The following is a 22,506-nucleotide window of genomic DNA, read 5'->3' as shown; positions in this document are numbered from 1 at the left end:
GTGTTTTCCTCACGAGATGATGGCGACCGGCTGCGCGGTGGCGGCCAGCAAACGCTTGATTTCCGGGACGCAGGAGCCGCATTGCGTGCCGCAACCCAATTCCTGTTTCAAACCCTGCAAGTCCAGGCCGCGGCGGATGCCGGCGCAGACCGCGTTTTGGCTGACGTTTTTGCAGTTGCACAGGGTTTTGTTGCCGATGGCTTCGGCGTCGACCTGGCCCGGCGGTGCACTCAGTGGGGCGAGCAGCCAGCGTCGCAGTTGTTCATCAGCGCGACCTTCGAGCCAGAGGTTTTGCAACCAGTGCCGGGCAAGGGTTTCACCCGCCAAGCGGATCGCGGTGATCCGTCCGTTCTCGATCCGCACGCGTTTACCGATGGAACGCCGTGGATCGTCGTAGGCCAGCACCGGACCGTCGTTGAGCCCCAGGCCTTGATCGATATCGCGCAGCAGTTGTGGGTCTGGCGCGGTGGCGTTGGCAGCGCGTATCAGCAGTGCAGGGCGCTCACGGCCTGCCAGGCTGAGACTGACGTAGGAAAACGCCTCGCAAAGGGGTCGTAGCGTCTCAAAATGCTGTTGGACATCACCCTCTACCAGCGCGAAAAGGTGCCAGGGCAACTGCACCGGTTCGAGGCGCACGCCACTGTGCTTGAGCTCAGGTTGTTTCGACAACGGGTCGAAGGCGGGCAGGGTGAGGCTGTTCACCCCCCCCTTGAAGAAACGGTCACCAAAATGCATCGGTAAAAAGGCTTGGCCCGGGCGCACGCTGTCGTCACTGGCGACCGGCACGATCACCGCGCCGCGGCGGCTTTTCAGGCTGATCAAATCCCCGGATTGCAGGCGATGCCGGCGCAGTTCATCCGGGTGCAGGCCCAACACGGCTTCGCTGACATGACCAAACAGCTGCGCCGAAGTGCCGGTGCGGCTCATGCCGTGCCATTGATCGCGCAGGCGACCGGTGATCAGCGTCAGCGGGAAACGTGCATCGCGCTGTTCCTTGGCGGCGCGATATGGATCAGCCACGAACTGCGCGCGGCCGCTCACAGTCGGAAAAACACCGTCGAGATAGAGACGTGCAGTGCCTGCGCTGGCGCCCGCAGGAAAGGGCCATTGTTGCGGGCCGAGCTTGTCGATCAATGCGTGGCTGATCCCGGACAAATCCAGATCCCGACCACGGGTCAGTTGTTTGTATTCGTCGAACACCTGCGCCGGGGTTTCAAAGGCGAACAGGCTGGTGGCTTCCGGGCGTAGACGTTTTTCCAGACGCTGTGCGAAATCCACGGTGATCGCCCAGTCCGGACGTGCTTCACCCGGTGCGACGATTGCCTGACGGACGTGGGAAATGCGCCGCTCGGAGTTGGTTACCGTACCGTCCTTCTCGCCCCAACTGGCGGCGGGCAACAACAGGTCGGCAAACCTCACGGTTTCAGTGGTGCGAAAGGCCTCCTGCAACACCACGAACGGGCAGGCTTGCAGTGCCGCGCGCACGGCCGTCTGATCGGGAAGCGACTGAGCGGGGTTGGTGCAGGCGATCCACAAGGCTTTGATCTTTCCGCTGCCCACCTGCTCAAACAACTCAATGGCCGTCAGCCCCGGGTTTTCCGGCAGTTGATCGACACCCCAATAAGCCGCCACGTCAGCGCGGTGCTCGGCATTGGCGGCATCGCGATGGCCCGGCAACAGGTTCGACAGACTGCCGGTTTCCCGGCCGCCCATGGCGTTCGGCTGACCGGTCAAAGAGAAAGGTCCTGCACCAGGACGGCCGATTTGTCCGGTCGCCAGGTGCAAATTGATCAGTGCGCTGTTCTTTGCACTGCCGGCGGTGGACTGGTTCAGCCCCATGCACCACAACGACAGGAAACTCGGTGAAGTACCGACCCATTCGGCGCATTGCTGCAGTTGCTCAACGCTGATTCCGCACAGTTGCGACACCATCTGCGGGGTGTAGTCGCGCACCAGAGTCTTCAGCTCGGGCAAGCCGTCGGTGTGGGCCTTGATGTAGTCGCGGTCGATCCAGTCTTCCCACAGCAGCAGGTGCAAAATCCCATGGAACAAGGCGACATCGGTCCCCGGAAGAATCGCCAGGTGCAGGTCAGCCAAATCGCAGGTGTCAGTACGACGCGGGTCGATGACGATGACTTTCATCTGTGGTCGGCGGGATTTGGCTTCTTCGAGGCGGCGAAACAGTACCGGGTGGGCGTAGGCCATGTTGCTGCCGACGATCATCACGCAGTCGCTCAATTCCAGGTCTTCATAGCTGCACGGTGGTGCATCGGCGCCCAGGCTGCGCTTGTAGCCGACCACCGACGACGACATGCACAGCCGCGAATTACTGTCGATGTTATTGGTGCCCACCAGCGCCCGCGCCAGTTTGTTGAAGGCGTAGTAGTCCTCCGTCAGCAACTGCCCGGAGATGTAGAACGCCACGCTGTCCGGGCCATGTTCGGCAATGGTTTTGGCGAAAACGCTGGCGGCGTGATCAAGTGCGGTGTCCCAGTCGGTGCGGCTGCGCGCCAGGCCTTTGCCCAGGCGCAGTTCCGGGTACAGCGCCCGTGCCGTCAAGTCGCCGGTCAGATGCAGGGTTGATCCCTTGCTGCACAATTTGCCGAAGTTTGCCGGGTGCGCCGGATCGCCGCTGACGCCGAGGATGCGCTCGCCGTCATGTTCGATCAGCACGCCGCAGCCGACCCCGCAATAACAGCAGGTGGACGCGGTGATCTGGCGGTCCATCAGCCTGCGTCCCGCAGGGCCAGCATCACTCGGCCATTTTCGACCCGCGCCGGGTGGTGATGGGCGCAGCCGATGTCCGGGGCCTGGGCTTCGCCGCTTTCCAGGTCGATTTGCCAGTTGTGCAACGGACAGGCCACTCGCTTGCCGTAGATCAAACCTTGGGACAACGGTCCGCCCTTGTGTGGGCAACGGTCATCGAGGGCGAACACTTCATCATCGCTGGTGCGAAAAATCGCGATGTCACCTTTGGGGCCGGCAATGATCCGCGAGCCCAGGGCGTTGATTTCTTCCAGTGCGCAGATATCCAGCCAGTTCATGCCAGCACCTCCAGGTTCTTCACGGGAATGACGTCGAATTCTTTTTTCAGCAATGGCTGCGTCAGGCATTCTTTCCACGGATCCTGTTCGAACGACAGCGAGAATTGCAGCCGGTCATTGAGCGCCTTGCGCCGTTCCGGGTCTTCCAGCACGGCTTTCTTGATGTGGTCCATGCCGACCCGTTGCAGGTAATGCACGGTGCGTTCGAGGTAGAAGGCTTCTTCGCGATAGAGCTGCAAGAACGCGCCGTTGTATTCGCGCACCTCTTCAGCGGTTTTCAATTTGACGAAAAACTCGGCGACTTCGGTTTTGATCCCACCGTTGCCGCCGATGTACATCTCCCAGCCGGAATCCACGCCGATGATGCCGACGTCCTTGATGCCTGCTTCCGAACAGTTGCGCGGGCAACCGGAGACGGCCAGTTTGACTTTGTGCGGCGACCACATGTTGAACAGGTCATGCTCCAGCTCGATGCCCAGCTGCGTGGAATTTTGCGTGCCGAAACGGCAGAACTCACTGCCGACGCAGGTCTTCACGGTGCGGATGGATTTGCCGTAGGCGTGGCCGGACGGCATGTCGAGGTCTTTCCAGACGCCCGGCAGGTCCTGTTTCTTGATCCCCAGCAAGTCGATGCGCTGACCGCCGGTGACCTTGACCATCGGCACGTTGTATTTGTCGGCGACGTCGGCGATGCGGCGCAATTCCGAAGGGTTGGTCACGCCCCCCCACATCCGTGGAACCACCGAGTAGGTGCCGTCTTTCTGGATGTTGGCGTGGGCGCGTTCGTTGATCAGGCGCGATTGCGGATCATCCTTGGCTTCGCCCGGCCAGGTGGAAATCAGGTAGTAGTTCAGCGCCGGGCGGCAGGTGGCACAGCCGTTCGGGGTGCGCCAGTTCAGGTAGCTCTGGGTGCCGGCGATGGTGAGCAGATGTTGTTCGCGAATGGCCTGGCGGATTTGCCCGTGGTTGAGGTCGCTGCAACCGCAGATGGCTTTTTCGCTTTTCGGCTTCACGTCTGCCGCGCCGCCCACGGTGTTGATCAGGATCTGCTCGACGAGGCCGGCGCAGGAACCGCAAGAGCTGGCAGCCTTGGTGTGTTTTTTCACCTCGTCGACACTGAACAGCCCGTGTTCCTGAATCGCCTTGACGATGGTGCCTTTGCACACGCCGTTGCAGCCGCAGACTTCGGCGGTGTCGGCCATGCTCATGGCCTTGTCCTGGCCCTGATGTCCTACGTCGCCTAATGCGTTTTCACCAAACATGAGGTGATCGCGGATCTCGCCAATGGCGTGATTCTCACGAATCTGCCGGAAATACCAACCGCCATCTGCCGTATCGCCGTACAGACAGGCACCGACCAGCACGTCATCCTTGATCACCAGTTTTTTGTAGACGCCACCGATCGGGTCGGAGAGGGTGATGGTTTCGGTGCCTTCGCCACCCATGAAGTCGCCGGCGGAGAACAGGTCAATGCCGGTGACTTTCAGTTTGGTCGACGTCACCGAACCTTGATAACGGGCGAAGCCCAATTGGGCGAGGTGATTGGCGCAAACCTTGGCTTGCTCGAACAGCGGTGCAACCAGGCCGTAGGCGATGCCGCGATGGCTGGCGCACTCGCCGATGGCGTAGACCCGTGGGTCGTAGGTTTGCATCGTGTCGTTGACCAGAATCCCGCGATTGCAGGGAATGCCGGATTTTTCCGCGAGTTCGGTGTTGGGGCGGATGCCGGCGGCCATGACCACCAGGTCGGCGGGAATGATGTCGCCGTTCTTGAATTCAACCGAGCCGACCCGGCCATTGCCGGCATCGTGCAGGGCCTGGGTTTGTTCGCAGAGGCGAAAGTGCAGGCCACGCGCTTCAAGGGCGGTTTGCAGCAACTGGCCGCTGGTCTTGTCGAGTTGTCGTTCCAACAACCATTCACCGAGGTGCACCACGGTCACGTGCATGCCGCGCAGCATCAAGCCATTTGCGGCTTCCAGACCGAGCAATCCGCCGCCGATGACCACGGCGTGCTTGTGGGTCTTGGCGGTGTTGATCATGGCCTGGGTGTCGGCGATGTCACGGTAACCGATCACGCCCTGCAAGGTGTTGCCCGGGATCGGCAGGATGAACGGGGTCGAGCCGGTGGCGATCAACAGGCGATCGTATTCGGCCTCGGTGCCGTCTTCGGCGATGACCCGGCGTTTGACCCGATCGATCTCCACCACTTTGCGGTTGAGCAGCAGCTTGATGTTGTTATCCAGGTACCAGTCGAGGTCGTTGAGCACGATCTCTTCGAACGTTTGTTCGCCGGCCAGTACCGGCGACAACAGGATGCGGTTGTAGTTGGTGTGGGGTTCGGCGCCGAAGACCGTGATGTCGTACAGCTCGTTGCTCAACTTGAGCAGTTCTTCCAGGGTGCGAACCCCGGCCATGCCGTTGCCGATCATCACCAGTTTTAATTTTTTCATCAGGTTCTCCGGGGGAGCGGTGACCCGCCTCATCAGGGCTTCAGGTCTGGCTCGACAAATTTTGCGCAAACAAAAAAAGGCGTCCCGCTAGTTGCCTAGCGAGGACGCCTTTGTCCTGGTCCCGTTCTCTCGGGAAGCGCAGTCTTCATCGTTGAAGGCTGGGCTTTATGTGTGGTGGAAAGGGTAATGCAGTGGTTGTGCCAAGTGCTTCAGGTGGCCGGATTTACTGGGTTTGGTCGAAGACTTGGAATGTGAAATAGGTTTTTTCGCACCGAATCAATGCGCGATGCCCGCATTTGGCGCGGATTCTGTAGCAGCAGACTTCGCCAGCGGCTACAGGGGATTTGAATCAGCGATGAAATACAAGAACCAGCAGCACCAGATTCAGCAGCAATGACATCAGCGCCAATGTCCGCCAAACTTTCAACGGCTCACGCTCCATCAACGGTCTGGGCCGCACGCTCAAGCTGCGCCGCTCGCCCTGTTCCAGCAGCAGCAACCATTCTTCCGCCGTTTCAAACCGCTGACCCGGATCCGCCACAACGGCACGTTCCAGGCATTGCGCAATCCATTCCGGCAAATCCGGACGATAGCGACTGGCGCTGACCGGTACACCAAACCGTGGTCGCTGGAACGCTTCGATTTCACCGTAGGGGTAATGCCCGGTCAGCAGGAAATACAGGGTCACGCCCACCGCGTACAGGTCTTGTTGCGGCGTCGGGATGTCCCCGCGAAAGGCTTCCGGCGCAAGGTAACTGGGCGTTCCAGGCAGGGCAGAGGTTTGATCCTCTGACAAGCCTGGGCAATACGCGAGGCCGAAATCCAGCAGACGTAATTCGCCGTCGTCACCCAGCAGCAGGTTTTCCGGCTTGATGTCGCGGTGCAGAATCTGCCGTCGATGCAGGAGGCCAACCGCGCGAAGCAGGCGCTCGGCCAGATCTTGCCATTGCGCCAAAGGCAGAGGTCCGACACGGGTGTGCAGAGCTGCCAGCGTCGTTCCGGAATATTCGCGCATCACGTAGTACAAATGCTGACGCTGACTGGCGGCATGGACTTCAGGAAAATGCCGTCCAGCCACGCGCTTGAGAAACCATTCCTCCGACAGCAACGCTTGCCCGGCCAGGTGATCGTCGTGCAGCGCGGCGGGCAAGGTTTTCAATAGCCAGGGTTGCTGTTGTCCGTCGCGAACCCGATAGAGCAGCGATTGCTGGCTCTGGCCGAGTATCCCGTCAACGTGCCAGCCTTCGAAGGATTGACCGGGTTTCAGCGCCGGTGGCAACGGCCATTGCTGTAAGTGAATCAGCGCATCACCAATGCTCGTTTCACCCAGGGCATCGACTCGTACCAGCAAGGCACTTGCGTTGTCCTGGCTGCCGGCCAGGTGCGCAGCGTTGACGAGGGTCTGTGCCGCGCTCTCCAGATCGGGCTGATCTCGCAGAATGGCGGCAATCGCGGTGTCACCCAGCACAGCCCAGATGCCGTCGCTGAGCAGCACGAAACTCTCATTCAGGCGCAATTCGCCATCGAGAAAGTCCAGCACCAGATGCTGATCCAGTCCCAGTGCCCGTTTCAGCACATGCTGCATGCCCGGCTGGTCCCAGACATGGTCCTCGCTGACGCGCTGCAATTGATCCGCGTGCCAGCGATACACCCGGCAATCGCCGACATGGGCCAGGGTAAAACGCCTGCCGCGCATGACCAATGCACTGACCGTGGTCAGCAGCGGTTGCCCGCCACCATTGGCCTGCAGCCAGCGATTTTGCGCCAGCAGCAGGCGGTCCAGTGCCTGAGCGACACCCCAGGTTTCCGGGGTGGCGTAATAGTCCAGCGCCAGCGCCTGCAAGGTCGAGCGGGCGGCGAGACCGCCGTCGGCGCATTGGCTGACGCCGTCGGCAATGGCGAATAAGTAGCCTTTGCTGGCCGCCAGCGCCGGGGCGGGCGTCACGAGGCGCAGGGCGTCCTGGTTTTCCTCGCGCGGGCCAATGGCGCTGGCTTCGGCAAAGCTCAGTTGCAGGCTCATTGAGGCCTCAGACCCGCGCCGCCGTCACAGCGGCCGAACCCCAGGTGGTTCTCCAGCGACGTTTTACCCCGTGCAGACCGAACCAGGCCAGGACGCCGAGGCTGGCGAACAACCACAGGGCCAGTTGATAACTGCCAGTGCTCTGTTTGATCGCGCCCATGCCTGCCGCCAGCGCAAAGCCACCGATACCACCGGCCATGCCGATCAAACCGGTCATCACGCCGATCTCTCGACGAAAACGCTGCGGCACCAACTGGAACACCGCGCCGTTGCCTGCACCCAAACCGAGCATGGTGCAGACGAAAAGCGCCAGCGCCGCGTAGGAATTCGGAAGATTGAAACCCACCGCTGCAATGCAGAGCGCCGCCACCGTGTACATCGCCAGCAGCGTGCGTATCCCGCCGAAGCGATCTGCCAGGGCACCACCCAATGGGCGCATCAGGCTGCCACCGAACACACAGGCCGCCGTGTAGTAACCGGCCGTCACCGGGCTCAGGCCGTACTGGTCGTTGAAATAGCCGGGCAGGGCGCTGGCCAGGCCGATGAAGCCGCCGAAGGTCACGCTGTAGAAAAACATGAACCACCAGCTGTCGCGATCGCCCAGGGCCTTGAAGTAGTCGGCCATCGACTTGGCTTTCGGCCGTTCCGGCGCGTTTTTCGCCAGCCAGGCAAAAACGATGAGTGTCAGGATCAGCGGGATCAGGGCGAAGCCGAACACGTTGCTCCAGCCGAACGCAGCGGCCAATACCGGAGCAATCAGTGCGGCAAGCACGGTGCCCGAGTTACCGGCACCGGCGATGCCCATGGCTTTGCCTTGATGCTGTGGCGGATACCACTGCGAGGCCAGCGGCAGGGCGACGGCGAAGGACGCCCCGGCCATGCCGAGGAACAGGCCCAGCACCAGCGCTTGCTCATAGCTGTGAATCCCGAGTTTCCAGGCGCCGAACAGCGCGCAGATGACAATCACCTGGCCTATCAGTCCGGCGGTTTTGGGCGATAGACGATCCGCCAGCATGCCCATGATAAAGCGCAGCACGGCCCCGGCCAGGATCGGCGTGGCTACCACCAGCCCGCGTTGTTGGGTGGTCAGGTGCAGGTCGGCGGCGATCTGCACGGCCAACGGGCCGAGCAGGTACCAGACCATGAAGCTCAGGTCGAAATAGAGGAAGGCCGCAAACAGTGTCGGCGTATGGCCGGATTTCCAGAAGCTTGAATTCATCGCGCACCTCAGCTGTGAAGAGTCTCGAGAAGGAGTCATGAGCTAGCAGGTGGGGCGCCTGTGGGCCGCACCACCGGCCCCGGGCTGTGGGGCCAAAACGAAAAAACGCCGCTACCGGATTCGCCAAGGGCAAATGAGGTGAGCGACGTCTTTGTCGTAGGTGGGGCAACCGCCGTTGGTTACCTGTGGTGATTACTTAGCCAGATTTGTGCCAGTTTCAGGAGATCGTTCCCACGCGGAGCGTGGTAATGCCGCCATGGACGCTCCACGTCCGCTTCAAGCTGTAACGAGGAGCGTGGGAACGATCGGTTACCCGAGCAACTCACTCATGGCAATGATCTGCTCGGCAACCTGGATCAACTTCTGTTGCCGGCTCATCGCCTGTCGGCGCATCAGGGTGTAGGCCTCTTCCTCGTTGCAACTTTTCATCTTCATCAACAGCCCCTTGGCCAGTTCGATGCGCTTGCGCTCGGCCAGTTGCTGGTCGCGGGCATACAGCTGGGCGCGCAGGGCCTGGTCACTTTCAAACCGCGCCATGGCCACGTCGAGAATCGGCTGCAGGCGCTGTGCGTGAATGCCTTCGACGATGTAGGCACTGACCCCGGACTTGATCGCCTGACGCATCACGCCGGGGTCGTGTTCATCGGTAAACATGACAATCGGTCGTGGCTGGTCACGGGTCACCAGCACCACTTGTTCCAGCACATCGCGGCTCGGTGACTCGGTATCGATCAGGATCACGTCCGGACGCACCGTTTCGACGCGTTCGGGCAGGTCGATGGTCAGGCCCGATTCGTCGATTACCTCGAACCCGGCTTCGGTCAGGGCGGCTTTCAGTCGACCGACTTTCTTCGCAGTGTCGTTGATCAGCAGGATACGCAGCATGTTCGCAGTCTCCTGTCAGCGCTGGGCGAATCGGTGCGAGCTGTCGCTCAGGGCGTGTAACTTGAAGCTGCGGGCATAACCGGCCGGGTCGGAACCGTCCCAGACTTTGCCGTCGATCAACTGGCTGCTGCGCATGTCCTGCCCCCGGATATCGACACCGACGGCACTGGCGGCTTCGCGGTACAGATCCAGTTGCTGGACCTGACGGGCCACGCCGAGGTAATCCGGATCGTCGCGCAACAAGCCCCAGCGCCGGAACTGGGTCATGAACCACATGCCGTCGGACAGGTACGGCACGTTGACCTCGCCGCCCGCATGGAAGCGCAACGCGTGCGGGTCCTGCCAGCGATGGCCCAGGCCGTCGGCGTAGTCGCCCAACAGGCGCGGTTCGATGCAGTCGAGGGGGGCGTCGAGGTAGTCGGGCGCGCTCAACAGTTGCGCGGTGCTGCGGCGGTTTTCCGTGCTTTGTTCAATGAACCGGCTGGCTTCCAGGATCGCCATCAGCAAGGCCCGCGCGGTGTTGGGATACTGCTCGACAAACGCACGGGTGCAGCCGAGGACTTTTTCCGGGTGATCGGGCCAGATGGTCTGGGTCGTCGCCAGGGTAAAGCCGAGATTCTGTTGCACTGCGCTGGCGGACCACGGTTCACCCACGCAAAAGCCATCGATACGCCCGGCTTGCAGGTGCGCGACCATTTGCGGGGGCGGTACCACCACGCTGTCGACATCTTGCAGCGGGTGGATGCCCTGACTCGCCAGCCAGTAATACAGCCACATGGCGTGGGTGCCGGTCGGAAAGGTCTGGGCGAAGGTGAGTTTCGGGCGAGATTGGTGCACGTGGCGCTCGAGTGCATCAGGACTGGTCACGCTCAGCGCCTGCAAACCGTGGGAGAGATTGATGCTCTGGCCATTCTGGTTCAGGCCCATCAGCACGGCCATGTCGGTCGAGGCCACGCCGCCGATGCCCAGATGGACGGCATAAATAAGACCATACAGGCTGTGGGCGGCGTCGAGTTCGCCGCTGACCAGTTTGTCCCGCAGGTTGGCCCAGGACGACTGGCGCTTGAGGTTCAGGGTCAGGCCGTAAGGCTGGGCGAACCCCTGAGTGGCGGCGACCACCACCGAGGCGCAGTCGCTCAGGGCCATGAAACCGAGGTTGATGTCGGTCTTTTCCGGGGCATCGCTGCCATTGACCCACGCCAGAGGGTTGGCTGGAACTTCAATCATCGATAAGCACCTTGCATAAAAAACGCCGTACCAGGCGCCTTGCCAGAGCAAGGGCCAGTGACGACGCCGTTGTCTTTCGACCCATTCCGCCGTTGGCATGAGTGCTGATACCGGTGGTGGTGCAAGGCATATGCCATCGCTCGCTGATTTTGTCGCGCGCCTCGCCTGCGGCCCCGATGCGCGGCTATAATTGCCGCCACTTTTCGTAGCCCAGAGTCAAACCCGCCCATGTACACCCTGGCCCGTCAGCTGTTGTTCAAACTTTCCCCGGAAACCTCCCACGATCTGTCTCTGGACCTGATCGGCGCGGGCGGACGTTTGGGCCTCAACGGCTTGCTGTGCAAGGCCCCGGCGAAAATGCCGGTGTCGGTCATGGGCCTGGACTTCCCGAACCCGGTGGGCTTGGCGGCGGGTCTGGACAAAAACGGCGCGGCCATCGACGGTTTCGCCCAGTTGGGTTTTGGTTTTGTCGAAATCGGCACCATCACCCCGCGTCCGCAACCGGGCAACCCGAAACCACGGATTTTCCGCCTGCCGGAAGCCGAGGCGATCATCAACCGCATGGGGTTCAACAACCTTGGCGTCGATCACCTGCTGGCGCGTGTAGCCGCCGCCAAATACAAGGGCGTGCTGGGCATCAACATCGGCAAAAACTTCGACACCCCGGTCGAGCGCGCGGTCGATGATTACCTGATCTGCCTGGACAAGGTCTACGCCCACGCCAGCTATGTGACGGTCAACGTCAGCTCGCCGAACACCCCGGGCCTGCGCAGCCTGCAGTTCGGCGATTCGCTCAAGCAGTTGCTCGCTGACCTGGCCACGCGCCGCGCCGAGTTGGCGTTGCGTCACGGTAAACATGTCCCGCTGGCGATCAAGATCGCACCGGACATGACCGACGAAGAAACCGCGCAGGTCGCACAAGCGCTGATTGAAACCGGGATGGACGCGGTGATCGCCACCAACACCACCCTGAGCCGCGTCGGTGTAGAAGGCATGGAGCACGGTGACGAGGCGGGCGGTCTGTCCGGCGCACCGGTTCGTGACAAGAGCACCCACACCGTGAAGGTGCTGGCCTCGGAGCTGGCCGGTCGCTTGCCGATCATCGCCGTGGGCGGGATCACCGAAGGCAAACACGCCGCAGAGAAAATCGCTGCGGGTGCGAGCCTGGTGCAGATCTACTCCGGCTTTATCTACAAAGGTCCAGCGCTGATTCGTGAGTCGGTAGACGCCATAGCCGCCCAGCGCTGACGTGTAGCAGCTGTCGAGCCTCGCAGGCTCGACAGCTGCTACACGGGAATTGTGTTTCGGCGAAAGACAGGCATAAAAAAGGGCTCCTCGAAGGAGCCCCTGGGCCGGAGCCCGCCGTCCGGATGGGACGTGCGTGGTTAATTCATTCAGTCATCAGATTGTCGTGTCGGAGTGTTAGGCCCTGTAAATTAGCCGACGGCGTGAAGTTCGTTGAGTCTGTGGATTCCCGCAGTGCCGGTCATACCGTCCCAGTTGTCGCCGCGTCCCTCGCGCCAGCCGTTAATCCAGGCTTGGCGTACTGACGGTAGAGTAAATGGGCAAAGCTCACGGGATTTGCCACCAACGCCATATTGATATCCGCGCAAAAATGCTCTTTCCAACGGATCACGCTTAAGTCTTCTCATAGGGTGTTGCCCTCACTTGTTGACTGTATTTATCGCGTAGACCTCAATCGAGGTCTGGCAGAAAAAAACTTCTGCCGTTGGGGCCCGCTGCCGGCGTCGCGAGCCAAGGTGTCGACGTCGTTGCGGCGTCAACCTGTGTTGAGTTCTAACCAATGCGTCACATCGAGGGAATGATCGTTTTGTCATAAGGACGTAACCATAAAGATGCTATGGCCATAAGTAACACGATGTTTGCCCGTGTTTATTGGCCAAAGCCCTGTATGATCGGCCCCCCGCAGGATGACGGGGTTAATCCTTTAGTGAGAATGACTTCTGTTGCGCAGAAGCACTATTCGACGAAGGGTCGACTTATGAGATTTTGTTGCATCAACTTTTTTATCTGCCTGTGCATCTAAGCTCTTCTAACCTGAGCAGCACAGGTGGGACGGCACACCTTCGTGCCACGCGGGCGCTCTTTTAGAAAAGCGCCTGATTGAAAACCGGATCGGCAATGCGTTGTCGGTTCACTTAGCTAAAGGCTCTGAAATTCCAATGTCCGATCAATTCGAAATCTTCCTCACTTGCCCCAAAGGCCTTGAAGGCCTGCTGATCGAGGAAGCCGTCGGGCTTGGCCTTGAAGAAGCACGTGAGCACACCTCTGCCGTGCGCGGCATGGCGACCATGGAAACCGCTTATCGCCTGTGCCTGTGGTCACGTCTGGCGAACCGGGTGTTGCTGGTGCTCAAGCGTTTCCCGATGAAAGACGCTGAAGACCTGTACCACGGCGTGCTGGACATCGAGTGGCAAGACCACATGCTCAACGACGGCACCCTGGCCGTCGAGTTCAGCGGTCATGGCTCGGGCATCGACAACACTCACTTTGGTGCCCTGAAAGTCAAAGACGCCATCGTCGACAAACTACGCACCCCGCAAGGCGACCGTCCGTCGATCGACAAGCTCAACCCGGACCTGCGTATTCACCTACGCCTGGACCGTGGCGAAGCGATTCTGTCCCTCGACCTGTCCGGTCACAGCCTGCACCAGCGTGGTTATCGCTTGCAGCAAGGCGCGGCGCCGCTGAAGGAAAACCTCGCGGCCGCGATCCTGATCCGTTCCGGCTGGCCACGCATTGCGGCCGAAGGCGGCGCGCTGGCTGACCCGATGTGCGGTGTCGGTACGTTCCTCGTTGAAGCAGCGATGATCGCCGCCGACATGGCGCCGAACCTGCGTCGCGAGCAATGGGGCTTCACCGCCTGGCTCGGTCACGTCCCGGCGCTGTGGAAAAAACTTCACGAAGAAGCCACCGAGCGCTGTGCGGCCGGCCTGGCCAAGCCACCGCTGTGGATTCGCGGTTACGAAGCCGACCCGCGCCTGATTCAACCGGGCCGCAACAACGTCGAGCGTGCCGGCCTGAGCGAGTGGATCAAGATCTACCAGGGCGAAGTCGGTACGTTCGAGCCGCGTCCGGACCAGAACCAGAAAGGCCTGGTCATCTGCAACCCGCCGTACGGCGAGCGTCTGGGCGATGAGGCGAGCTTGCTCTACCTCTACCAGAACCTCGGCGAACGTCTGCGTCAGGCCTGCCTGAACTGGGAAGCCGCGGTGTTCACCGGCGCCCCGGACCTGGGCAAGCGCATGGGCATTCGCAGCCACAAACAGTATTCGTTCTGGAACGGCGCGTTGCCGTGCAAGCTGCTGCTGATCAAGGTCACGCCCGACCAGTTCGTCACCGGCGAACGTCGCACCCCGGAACAGCGTCAGGTCGAGCGCGAGCAGGCTGAAGTCGAAGTCGCCGACAACGACGTGGCACCGGGCAAGTACGAGAAGTACAACAAGAACGGCAATCCGATCAAACCGGCCCCGGTGGTGATCGAGCAACCGCGCTTGAGCGAGGGCGGGCAGATGTTTGCCAATCGCCTGCAGAAAAACCTCAAGGCGTTGGGCAAGTGGGTCAAGCGTGAAGGCATCGACTGCTATCGCGTGTATGACGCCGACATGCCGGAATACTCCATGGCCATCGACCTGTATCAGGATTGGGTCCACGTCCAGGAATACGCCGCGCCGAAATCCATCGATCCGGAAAAAGCCTCGGCCCGCATGTTCGATGCCCTGGCCGCGATTCCGCAGGCCTTGAACATCGACAAGAGCCGTGTGGTGGTCAAGCGTCGCGAACGCCAGAGCGGCACCAAGCAGTACGAGCGTCAGGCTGCGCAGGGCAAGTTCGTCGAAGTCAATGAAGGTGGCGTGAAGCTGCTGGTCAATCTCACCGACTACCTCGACACCGGGCTGTTCCTCGACCACCGCCCAATGCGCATGCGCATTCAGAAAGAGGCGGCCGGCAAGCGCTTCCTCAACCTGTACTGCTACACCGCAACGGCCAGTGTTCACGCGGCCAAGGGCGGCGCACGCACCACCACCAGCGTTGACCTGTCGAAAACCTACCTCGACTGGGCGCGTCGTAATCTGTCGCTGAACGGTTTCTCTGACAAAAACCGCCTGGAGCAGGGCGACGTGATGGCCTGGCTCGAGGCCTGCCGTGACGAGTACGACCTGATCTTCATCGATCCGCCGACGTTCTCCAACTCCAAACGCATGGAAGGGATCTTCGACGTGCAACGCGATCAGGTGCAGTTGATCGACCTGGCCATGGCGCGTCTGGCACCCGGTGGGGTGTTGTACTTCTCCAACAACTTCCGCAAGTTCACCCTTGAGGAAAACCTCGCCGAGCGTTACGCCGTTGAAGAAATCACCGCCCAGACCATCGATCCGGATTTCGCCCGTAACGGTAAGATCCACCGTGCCTGGAAAATCACTGCGCGTTGACACTTGAGCTGATTGGATCCACAGAGCCTTGATTTTTAAAGGCTCTTGGGTCATTTCAGTGCTGGCCAAATTAGTGGCTAATGGCTATAACTCACTCATGGCCAATGGGCTTTTCCGGCACCTGGCATTGTGAGTTGCCTTTATGTCGTTTCAGGCCGTACGCCCCAAGATCCTGGGTTTTATCAGCGAAGATGTGTCGGCCTGGCTGGTCGCGTTGCTGGTATTGCTCATGGGCGGCGTGCTCACCGGGTTACTGGCCTGGTCGACGGTCAATGTGTTTCACCATCAACTCAAACAACGCTTTCAACTGCTGGCCAGTGAGCGTTACAGCCGCATTGAAGAACGTTTCGAAGACCAGGAGCAGCGCCTCGACGGTCTGCGCCGGTTCTTCGTCAATTCCGACTCGGTCTCCCGCGAGGAGTTCGACGGTTACACCCAACCCCTGTTGCACCGAACCCAGGCCTATTCCTTCGCGGCCCGAGTGACTCGTGCCGAGCGCGCGGCATTCGAACAAAAGGTGCGGGACGAGGGCTTCAGCAATTTCACCCTTCGTGAGCTCGACGGCAACGGTCAACTGCAATTGGCCGCCGAGCGCGATGAATACGTGGCGGTGCTGTACAGCCAGACGCAAAGTCGACTGGGCTCGCCGCTGGGGTACGACTTGCTGGCCCAGCCGATGCGCCGCGCCACCCTTGAGCGGGCGGACAAACTGGGCACCATGGCGGTGTCGCAGCCCATGCATCTGGTCAGCATCGAGCCGGCCTATGCGCGCGGCGTGCTGTTGGTGGCCCCGGTGATGCCGCGTAACTCATCCAGCGCAGCGGGGGTAAAACCCTCCGGTTATGTGATGGCGGTGATCAGCATGCGCCAGCTGTTGGCCGATGGATTGCCGGACGCCAACTACGACTATCTTTCGGTGCGCATTCTCGACTTGTCGATCGACGAGCAGCACGAAGTGCTCTACGAGTCTTTCAACTCACCGGCGGCCAGTGATTTGTCCGCGAGCCGGCTGTTGCGATTGGCCGATCACGATTATCAGGTTGACATCACGCCGAGCGAAGCCTTTGTAAAAGCCAATCATTCCTCGGTGATGCCCCTGATGGTGCTGGGCGGTTTGCTCAGCCTGCTGCTCAGTGCGTTGCTGTATGTGCTGGTCAGTCAGCGTCAGCGCGCACTGAAAATGGTGGAGCAACGCACCCAGGAACTGCGGGCCCGTGAGCAAGAGTTGCGTGGCACCCACGGCCAGTTGCGCGGCGTGCTGAATGCGGCGACTCAGGTGGCGATCATCGCCACAGACCTGCGCGGGGTCATCAGCACGTTCAACGCCGGCGCCGAGCAGATGCTGGGTTACGCCAGCGTGGACGTCGTGGGGCATATGACCCTGGAAAACCTGCACTTCCCCCGGGAACTGGTAGCGCGGGCCGCGGAGTTGAGTGCGCGGTATGGCAAACCGATTCCGACCTGTCAGGCGATGTTGGTCGAAGGGGACGAAGAGGGCGGTAGCGAGGCGCGGGAGTGGACGCTGGTACGCAGCGATGGCAGCCATTTGGCGGTGAACATGCTCGCCACCCCGGTGCTCGACGAGCAGGGGTTGTGGGTCGGTCACCTGGCGATCTGCATCGACATTACCGAGCGCAAGCGTGTGCATGAGGCGCTCGCGGCACGGGACCTGTTGTTGAAGAAACTCAGCGCCCATGTGCCTGGTGGCATCTACCAATTCAAGATGGAATTCGACGGCCGCTTCAGTGTGATCTATGCCAGCGACGGTATTCGCGAGATCTACGAGCTGGAACCGGACGTGCTGCTGCTCAATGCCGAAGCGATCTTCACGCGCATTCACCCACAGGACACGACCCGGGTCCGTGCCTCGATCCGCGCCTCGGCGGACACCCTCAGTCCGTGGCGCGAGGAATACCGCGTGCAACTGCCCATGCGCGGCCTGCGTTGGGTTCGCGGTGAGGCAACGCCCGAAGAGCTGCCCGGTGGCGGGGTGCTCTGGCATGGCTACATTTCCGACATCTCTGACCTGAAACGAGTGGAAGAGGAGCTGCGGGCGCTGTCGATTACCGATTCGCTGACCGGGATTCACAACCGCCGTTATTTCCAGGAGCGCCTGACCACCGAAATGGCGAGGGTCCAGCGTGGCGTGGGCGAGTTGTCGGTGATCATGCTCGACATCGACCACTTCAAACGCATCAATGACCAGCATGGCCACGCCGTGGGGGATCGGGTGTTGCAAGCCGTGTGTGAGCGCATTGGTCATCGGCTGCGGCGCACGGACGTGTTCTGTCGCCTTGGGGGAGAAGAATTCATGGTGCTCTGCCCGGACACCGACCGCGAGCAGGCGCACGTGCTGGCCATGCAGTTGTGGCAAGGGCTGCGCAGTTCACCGATTGACTGCGTGGGGTTCGTTACCGCGAGTTTCGGGATCGCCAGTTGGCGCGTCGGGGAGGGCGCGGATGCGCTGTTGCTGCGAGCGGATTCGGGGGTGTATGCGGCGAAGCAGGCGGGACGTGATCGGGTCGAGGCCCAGAAAACCTAAGGCCTGACACACAACCCTTGTAGGAGTGAGCCTGCTCGCGATAGCGGTTTATCAGTCAACCTCTGAGTTGAATGTTAGACCGCTGTCGCGAGCAGGCTCGCTCCACAGGTGATCTCCAGTGTCTGGAGGATCGGGTTAGAGCACCGACGCCGTGTCTGGCAGTTTCGGTTGGCGATAGAGGTCCAGCAGCACTTGATCCAGTACCGACGACGCGCCAAACGGTGCCTTGTCATTGAGGATCGCCACGACTGCCCACGTGTTGCCATTGACGTCGCGGCTGAAGCCGGAGATGGCGCGTACGGTGTTCAGGGTGCCGGTCTTGACGTGAGCTTCGCCGCGCATCGCGGTGGTCTTCAGGCGTTTGCGCATGGTGCCGTCGGTGCCGGCAATCGGCATCGAACTGATGAACTCGGCAGCATACGGGCTATGCCACGCGGCTTGCAGCATCGCTCCCATTTCACGGGCGCTGACGCGTTCTGCGCGGGACAGGCCGGAACCGTTCTCCATCACCAGGTGCGGTGCGGTAATGCCTTTCTTCGCCAGCCACTGACGTACTACGCGCTGGGCAGCCTTGGCATCGTCACCATCGGCATCGGTACGGAATTTCTGGCCCAGGCTCAGAAACAGCTGCTGCGCCATGGTGTTGTTACTGTATTTGTTGATGTCGCGGATGATTTCCGCCAGATCCGGCGAGTAAGCCCGGGCCAGAAGTTTTGCATTGCCCGGAGTGGCCGCCAGCACGTCCTTGCCCTGAATGCTGCCACCGAGCTCCTTCCAGATGGCGCGCACGGCGCCGGCGGTGTAGGTCGCGTGGTCAAGCAGCGACAGATAGGTCTGCGAGCTGCAGCCATCGCCCAACTGGCCGCCGACCGTTACGGTCATGCTGCCATCCGGCTGGGTCACCGGGTTGTAGCGCACACCGCCAGTGCACTGCTTGGAATTGACGGCCTTGACCTGGTTTTCGATGCGAATGCTGGCAATCGGCGGTTCCACCGACACCAATACCCGACCGCCGTCGTTACGCGCGACAAAACGCAGGGCCTTGAGGTTGACCATCAGCGAGTCGGGTTTGACCAGGAACGGCTTGTTCTCGTCATTGCCGTCGTCATTGAATTCGGGCAACTGCGGTTGTACGAAGAAACCGCGGTCCAGCACCAGGTCGCCGGTGATTTGCGTCACGCCGTTGGCGCGCAGGTCACGCATCAGCAGCCAGAGCTTCTCCATGTTCAGCTTCGGATCGCCGCCACCCTTGAGGTAGAGGTTGCCATTGAGAATGCCGCCGCTGAGGGTGCCGTCGGTGTAGAACTCGGTTTTCCACTGGTGGTTCGGGCCGAGCATTTCCAGCGCGGCATAGGTGGTGACCAACTTCATGGTCGAGGCCGGGTTGACCGAAACGTCCGCGTTGTAAACGGTCGGCGTGCCCGGCCCGGTGAGCGGGATCATCACCAGTGACAGGGCGTTGTCCTGCAACTTGCTGGCCTTGAGGGCTTTTTCGACGTTAGGCGTGAGCGCAGTGTTGATCGGGGCGGCGGAGACGGAGAGGGCCAGCGGAAGAATGAAACTGGCCAGCAACAATGGACGCAAAGACTTGATCATGTGTAATAAAACCCTACAGCCGAGGGGGAAAAAGACGAGGGCATGGCGATAAAATCCCTCAGTGGTCATGAAAGTGTCGGCATTATGCCCCAAGGCTTGAAAGTGTGTGCCGTGCCATGGCCTTCTAATCTGCTATTTTTTTACCGGCGGTCAGCGATGCCCCCCAGAGAGTCGGGCAATTAGCGGCTTAAACTGCTAAAGTGCCGCCCGTTATTACTTATGAGGATTGTTCCAATGGCGACTAACCGTTCCCAGCGTCTGCGCAAAAAACTGTGCGTCGATGAATTTCAAGAGCTGGGTTTCGAACTGAACCTGGATTTCAAAGAAGATTTGGCTGATGAAGCCATTGATGCTTTCCTCGACGCGTTCCTGAAAGAAGCCATGGAAGCCAACGGTCTGGGTTATGTTGGCGGCGACGACTTCGGTCTGGTTTGCCTGCAGAAGCGTGGCTCGGTGTCCGAAGAGCAGCGCGCAGCTGTTGAAGCCTGGCTCAAAGGCCGCAGCGAACTGACCGAAGCAACCGTCAGCCCGCTGATCGACGTCTGGTACCCGGAAAAGCCGATCAATCCGGTAGCTTGATGTCATAGCTTTTTGTCTAAAAAAAGCGGCGACCCAAGGGTCGCCGTTTTTTTATGCCTGCTTTTTGCAGGTGCATGGCTTGGCCTGCGAAGTCGATGTCGGGTCCCTCAGCCCTTGCGCCAATTCAGAATCACCAGCGTCAACACCCCCGCGACAATCCCCCAGAACGCCGACCCAATGGAAAACAACGTCAGCCCCGACGCCGTGACCATAAAGGTGATCAGCGCCGCCTCCCGTTCCTTCACCTCAGTCATAGCAATGCTCAAGCCATTGATGATCGAGCCAAACAGCGCCAGCGCCGCAATCGACAGCACCAGTTCTTTCGGCAGCGCGGCAAACAACGCTGCCAATGTCGCGCCGAACACCCCGGCAATCCCGTAGAAAATCCCGCACCAGACCGCCGCCGTGTAGCGCTTGTTGCGATCTTCATGGGCATGCGGCCCGGTGCAGATGGCTGCGCTGATGGCCGCCAGGTTGATGCCGTGGGAGCCGAACGGTGCCAGCAGCAATGAGGCGATACCGGTGGTGGTGATCAATGGCGAGGCCGGCACGGTGTAACCGTCGGCGCGCAGGACGGCAATGCCCGGCATGTTCTGCGAGGTCATGGCCACCACGAACAGCGGAATGCCGATGCTGATGGTCGCAGCCAGCGAGAAGTGCGGCGTGGTCCAGACCGGCGTCGCCACTTCCAGGTGGAAACCACTGAAATCCAGCAACCCCATGAACCCGGACAATGCAGTGCCGATCAACAACGCGGCCAGCACGGCGTAACGCGGCGACAGGCGCTTGATCACCAGATAGGTGAAGAACATGCCCAGCACCAGCCCGGTGCGATGCTGGGCGGCGACGAAAATTTCGCTGCCGATCTTGAACAGAATCCCTGCCAGCAACGCAGCGGCCAGGGAGGCTGGAATCTTCTTCACCAGCCGTTCGAAGCTGCCGGTCAGGCCGCAGATCGTCACCAGCACTGCGCAGGTGATATAGGCGCCGATGGCTTCGCCATAACTGACACCGCCGAGGCTGGTGATCAGCAAGGCCGCACCGGGGGTCGACCAGGCAATGGTGATGGGCGTGCGATAACGCAACGACAGGCCGATCGAACATACCGCCATGCCAATCGAGATCGCCCAGATCCACGAGGAGATCTGCCCACTGGTCAGGCCCGCCGCTTGGCCGGCCTGGAACATCAGCACCAGGGAGCTGGTGTAACCGGTCATCATCGCGATGAAGCCGGCGACGATGGCCGACGGCGAGGTGTCGGCCAGTGGTCGGAGCTGCGTATGCGTGGCGTCGTTCATGACAGCGCTGTTCCTTTTATAAAGATGTCCGAAACGCCGGTGAACCCTGTGGGAGCCGAGCTTCCTCGCGATGGCGGTGGATCAATCGACACGTGTGTTGACTGCCCGGACGCCATTGCGAGCAAGCTCGGCTCCCACAGGGATTGTGTTCGAGCGGCAGATTTCAGGTTCAAGCCTAAACTCAAACGTAAGGGATCGTTGCAATACAGCGGAAGCGACAAACAGCCGTACAGTCGTGTTGCCACCCTCCATTGTGTACAATCGCGGTGTTTTTTACGCGATACTTGCCAGCGACCCACTGTGCCGTATTACAGTCACCGTCAATTCGCCGCAGTTCTCCCGACTCGAGTGCCCATGAACGAACAGTTGCAGCCCCTCAAAAAACAACCGCGAGCAGGTAAAGCCGGCCGCAGCGGGACCCAGGACGATATTGTCTACGCGCATATCTTCGAGGCCATCCTCGAACAGCGTCTGGCGCCCGGCACCAAGTTGAGCGAAGAAGCGCTGGGGGAAATTTTCGGGGTCAGTCGCACCATCATCCGCCGTGCGCTCTCGCGCCTGGCCCATGAAGGCGTCGTGCTGCTGCGTCCGAACCGTGGCGCGGTCGTCGCCAGCCCAAGCGTCGAAGAGGCCCGTCAGGTGTTCCTCGCGCGCCGTCTGGTGGAACGAGCGATCACTGAACTGGCTGTCCAACACGCGACCGCCGAGCAGATCGCCGAATTGCGCCAGATGGTCAACGACGAGCGCGACAGCTTCTCCCGCGGTGATCGCGGTGCCGGCATCCGTCTGTCGGGCGAATTTCACCTGAAACTTGCCGAAGCGGCGAAGAATGCGCCGCTGATCAGCTTCCAGCGCAGCCTGGTGTCGCAGACGTCGTTGATTATTGCCCAGTATGAAAGTGGCAACCGTTCGCACTGTTCCTACGACGAACACACCCAGCTGATCGACGCCATCGAAGCGCGCAACGGTGAGCTGGCGGTGAATTTGATGATGCATCACATGGATCACATCGACAGCAAACTCAACCTCGACGAAGAAAGTGCGTCGGATGATTTGCATGCGGTGTTCTCGCATTTGTTGCAGACCAAGAAGCCTGGGCGGCCAGCGGTCAAACTCTAAGGTAGACCGAGTCGAACCATCGCGGGCAAGCCCGCGATGACGGTCTCAAGAGCAATAAAAATCCCCCGCAACC

General features: G+C 60.7%; 15 protein-coding genes. 5 read left to right on the top strand and 10 right to left on the bottom strand.

Annotation, left to right across the window (positions count from 1 at the left end; all coding sequences use genetic code 11):
* Positions 1 to 9: 9 nt before the first annotated feature.
* From SB725_RS17110 to SB725_RS17080, 7 genes are all read right to left on the bottom strand, one after another.
* Positions 10 to 2,727, bottom strand: coding sequence for a molybdopterin-dependent oxidoreductase (locus tag SB725_RS17110; RefSeq protein WP_410922312.1), 2,718 nt, complete (start codon positions 2,725 to 2,727; stop codon positions 10 to 12).
* On the bottom strand, positions 2,727 to 3,044 hold the full coding sequence (gene nirD, locus SB725_RS17105; RefSeq protein WP_027922561.1) for a nitrite reductase small subunit NirD: 318 nt from the start codon (positions 3,042 to 3,044) through the stop codon (positions 2,727 to 2,729). Before nirD ends, SB725_RS17110 begins: the two co-directional genes overlap by 1 nt.
* Complete coding sequence (nirB, locus tag SB725_RS17100) at positions 3,041 to 5,494, bottom strand: nitrite reductase large subunit NirB (protein WP_410922310.1); 2,454 nt, start codon at positions 5,492 to 5,494, stop codon at positions 3,041 to 3,043. Before nirB ends, nirD begins: the two co-directional genes overlap by 4 nt.
* A 349-nt stretch (positions 5,495 to 5,843) precedes the next feature.
* On the bottom strand, positions 5,844 to 7,514 hold the full coding sequence (locus SB725_RS17095; RefSeq protein ID WP_027922563.1) for a bifunctional protein-serine/threonine kinase/phosphatase: 1,671 nt from the start codon (positions 7,512 to 7,514) through the stop codon (positions 5,844 to 5,846).
* A gap of 7 nt (positions 7,515 to 7,521) precedes the next feature.
* Positions 7,522 to 8,733, bottom strand: coding sequence for a nitrate/nitrite transporter (locus SB725_RS17090; protein WP_027922564.1), 1,212 nt, complete (start codon positions 8,731 to 8,733; stop codon positions 7,522 to 7,524).
* A 309-nt stretch (positions 8,734 to 9,042) separates the two neighbouring features.
* Positions 9,043 to 9,618: an ANTAR domain-containing response regulator gene (locus tag SB725_RS17085; protein WP_027922565.1), complete on the bottom strand. Its 576-nt coding sequence runs from the start codon at positions 9,616 to 9,618 to the stop codon at positions 9,043 to 9,045.
* A 15-nt stretch (positions 9,619 to 9,633) separates the two neighbouring features.
* Positions 9,634 to 10,845 carry a CmpA/NrtA family ABC transporter substrate-binding protein gene (locus SB725_RS17080; protein ID WP_410922308.1) on the bottom strand — a complete coding sequence of 404 codons (1,212 nt, stop codon included), beginning with the start codon at positions 10,843 to 10,845 and terminating at the stop codon, positions 9,634 to 9,636.
* Between the two features lie 228 nt (positions 10,846 to 11,073).
* Here SB725_RS17080 and SB725_RS17075 point away from each other — a divergent pair, with 228 nt between their 5' ends.
* Positions 11,074 to 12,093, top strand: coding sequence for a quinone-dependent dihydroorotate dehydrogenase (locus SB725_RS17075; protein WP_059181321.1), 1,020 nt, complete (start codon positions 11,074 to 11,076; stop codon positions 12,091 to 12,093).
* 188 nt (positions 12,094 to 12,281) lie between these two features.
* Here SB725_RS17075 and rmf read toward each other — a convergent pair whose 3' ends face one another.
* Positions 12,282 to 12,497 (bottom strand): ribosome modulation factor, encoded by a 216-nt coding sequence (gene rmf, locus SB725_RS17070; RefSeq protein WP_003223300.1) that lies wholly within the window; start codon positions 12,495 to 12,497, stop codon positions 12,282 to 12,284.
* 531 nt (positions 12,498 to 13,028) lie between these two features.
* On the opposite strand from rmf, the gene rlmKL reads away from it, so the two are divergent.
* Both rlmKL and SB725_RS17060 read left to right on the top strand, forming a co-directional pair.
* Positions 13,029 to 15,299 (top strand): bifunctional 23S rRNA (guanine(2069)-N(7))-methyltransferase RlmK/23S rRNA (guanine(2445)-N(2))-methyltransferase RlmL, encoded by a 2,271-nt coding sequence (gene rlmKL, locus SB725_RS17065; RefSeq protein WP_027922568.1) that lies wholly within the window; start codon positions 13,029 to 13,031, stop codon positions 15,297 to 15,299.
* A 142-nt stretch (positions 15,300 to 15,441) separates the two neighbouring features.
* A complete protein-coding gene (locus SB725_RS17060) occupies positions 15,442 to 17,841 on the top strand; it encodes a diguanylate cyclase (protein ID WP_410922306.1) in 2,400 nt (799 codons plus the stop codon).
* A 135-nt stretch (positions 17,842 to 17,976) separates the two neighbouring features.
* On the opposite strand, the gene dacB is transcribed toward SB725_RS17060, so the two are convergent.
* Positions 17,977 to 19,437: a D-alanyl-D-alanine carboxypeptidase/D-alanyl-D-alanine-endopeptidase gene (gene dacB / locus SB725_RS17055; protein ID WP_059181320.1), complete on the bottom strand. Its 1,461-nt coding sequence runs from the start codon at positions 19,435 to 19,437 to the stop codon at positions 17,977 to 17,979.
* 234 nt (positions 19,438 to 19,671) lie between these two features.
* On the opposite strand from dacB, the gene SB725_RS17050 reads away from it, so the two are divergent.
* On the top strand, positions 19,672 to 20,016 hold the full coding sequence (locus SB725_RS17050; RefSeq protein ID WP_007896965.1) for a YggL family protein: 345 nt from the start codon (positions 19,672 to 19,674) through the stop codon (positions 20,014 to 20,016).
* Positions 20,017 to 20,123: 107 nt separating this feature from the next.
* Here the strand turns inward: SB725_RS17050 and SB725_RS17045 are convergent, their stop codons facing one another.
* Positions 20,124 to 21,314 carry a benzoate/H(+) symporter BenE family transporter gene (locus SB725_RS17045; protein ID WP_027921749.1) on the bottom strand — a complete coding sequence of 397 codons (1,191 nt, stop codon included), beginning with the start codon at positions 21,312 to 21,314 and terminating at the stop codon, positions 20,124 to 20,126.
* 354 nt (positions 21,315 to 21,668) lie between these two features.
* On the opposite strand from SB725_RS17045, the gene SB725_RS17040 reads away from it, so the two are divergent.
* Positions 21,669 to 22,433 (top strand): GntR family transcriptional regulator, encoded by a 765-nt coding sequence (locus SB725_RS17040; RefSeq protein WP_010456474.1) that lies wholly within the window; start codon positions 21,669 to 21,671, stop codon positions 22,431 to 22,433.
* Positions 22,434 to 22,506 lie beyond the last annotated feature (73 nt).

It is taken from the genome of Pseudomonas sp. SIMBA_041 (assembly GCF_046535095.1).
In the GTDB taxonomy this organism is placed as follows: domain Bacteria; phylum Pseudomonadota; class Gammaproteobacteria; order Pseudomonadales; family Pseudomonadaceae; genus Aquipseudomonas; species Aquipseudomonas mucoides.
The sequence above is the reverse complement of the archived record's forward strand: the minus strand, read 5'-3'. Positions and strand labels throughout refer to the sequence as shown.

Coding starts and splice junctions, on each gene's coding strand:
- SB725_RS17110 (WP_410922312.1), bottom strand. CDS start 2,727: ATGGACCGCCAGATCACCGCGTCCACCTGCTGTTATTGCGGGGTCGGC.
- nirD (WP_027922561.1), bottom strand. CDS start 3,044: ATGAACTGGCTGGATATCTGCGCACTGGAAGAAATCAACGCCCTGGGC.
- nirB (WP_410922310.1), bottom strand. CDS start 5,494: ATGAAAAAATTAAAACTGGTGATGATCGGCAACGGCATGGCCGGGGTT.
- SB725_RS17095 (WP_027922563.1), bottom strand. CDS start 7,514: ATGAGCCTGCAACTGAGCTTTGCCGAAGCCAGCGCCATTGGCCCGCGC.
- SB725_RS17090 (WP_027922564.1), bottom strand. CDS start 8,733: ATGAATTCAAGCTTCTGGAAATCCGGCCATACGCCGACACTGTTTGCG.
- SB725_RS17085 (WP_027922565.1), bottom strand. CDS start 9,618: ATGCTGCGTATCCTGCTGATCAACGACACTGCGAAGAAAGTCGGTCGA.
- SB725_RS17080 (WP_410922308.1), bottom strand. CDS start 10,845: ATGATTGAAGTTCCAGCCAACCCTCTGGCGTGGGTCAATGGCAGCGAT.
- SB725_RS17075 (WP_059181321.1), top strand. CDS start 11,074: ATGTACACCCTGGCCCGTCAGCTGTTGTTCAAACTTTCCCCGGAAACC.
- rmf (WP_003223300.1), bottom strand. CDS start 12,497: ATGAGAAGACTTAAGCGTGATCCGTTGGAAAGAGCATTTTTGCGCGGA.
- rlmKL (WP_027922568.1), top strand. CDS start 13,029: ATGTCCGATCAATTCGAAATCTTCCTCACTTGCCCCAAAGGCCTTGAA.
- SB725_RS17060 (WP_410922306.1), top strand. CDS start 15,442: ATGTCGTTTCAGGCCGTACGCCCCAAGATCCTGGGTTTTATCAGCGAA.
- dacB (WP_059181320.1), bottom strand. CDS start 19,437: ATGATCAAGTCTTTGCGTCCATTGTTGCTGGCCAGTTTCATTCTTCCG.
- SB725_RS17050 (WP_007896965.1), top strand. CDS start 19,672: ATGGCGACTAACCGTTCCCAGCGTCTGCGCAAAAAACTGTGCGTCGAT.
- SB725_RS17045 (WP_027921749.1), bottom strand. CDS start 21,314: ATGAACGACGCCACGCATACGCAGCTCCGACCACTGGCCGACACCTCG.
- SB725_RS17040 (WP_010456474.1), top strand. CDS start 21,669: ATGAACGAACAGTTGCAGCCCCTCAAAAAACAACCGCGAGCAGGTAAA.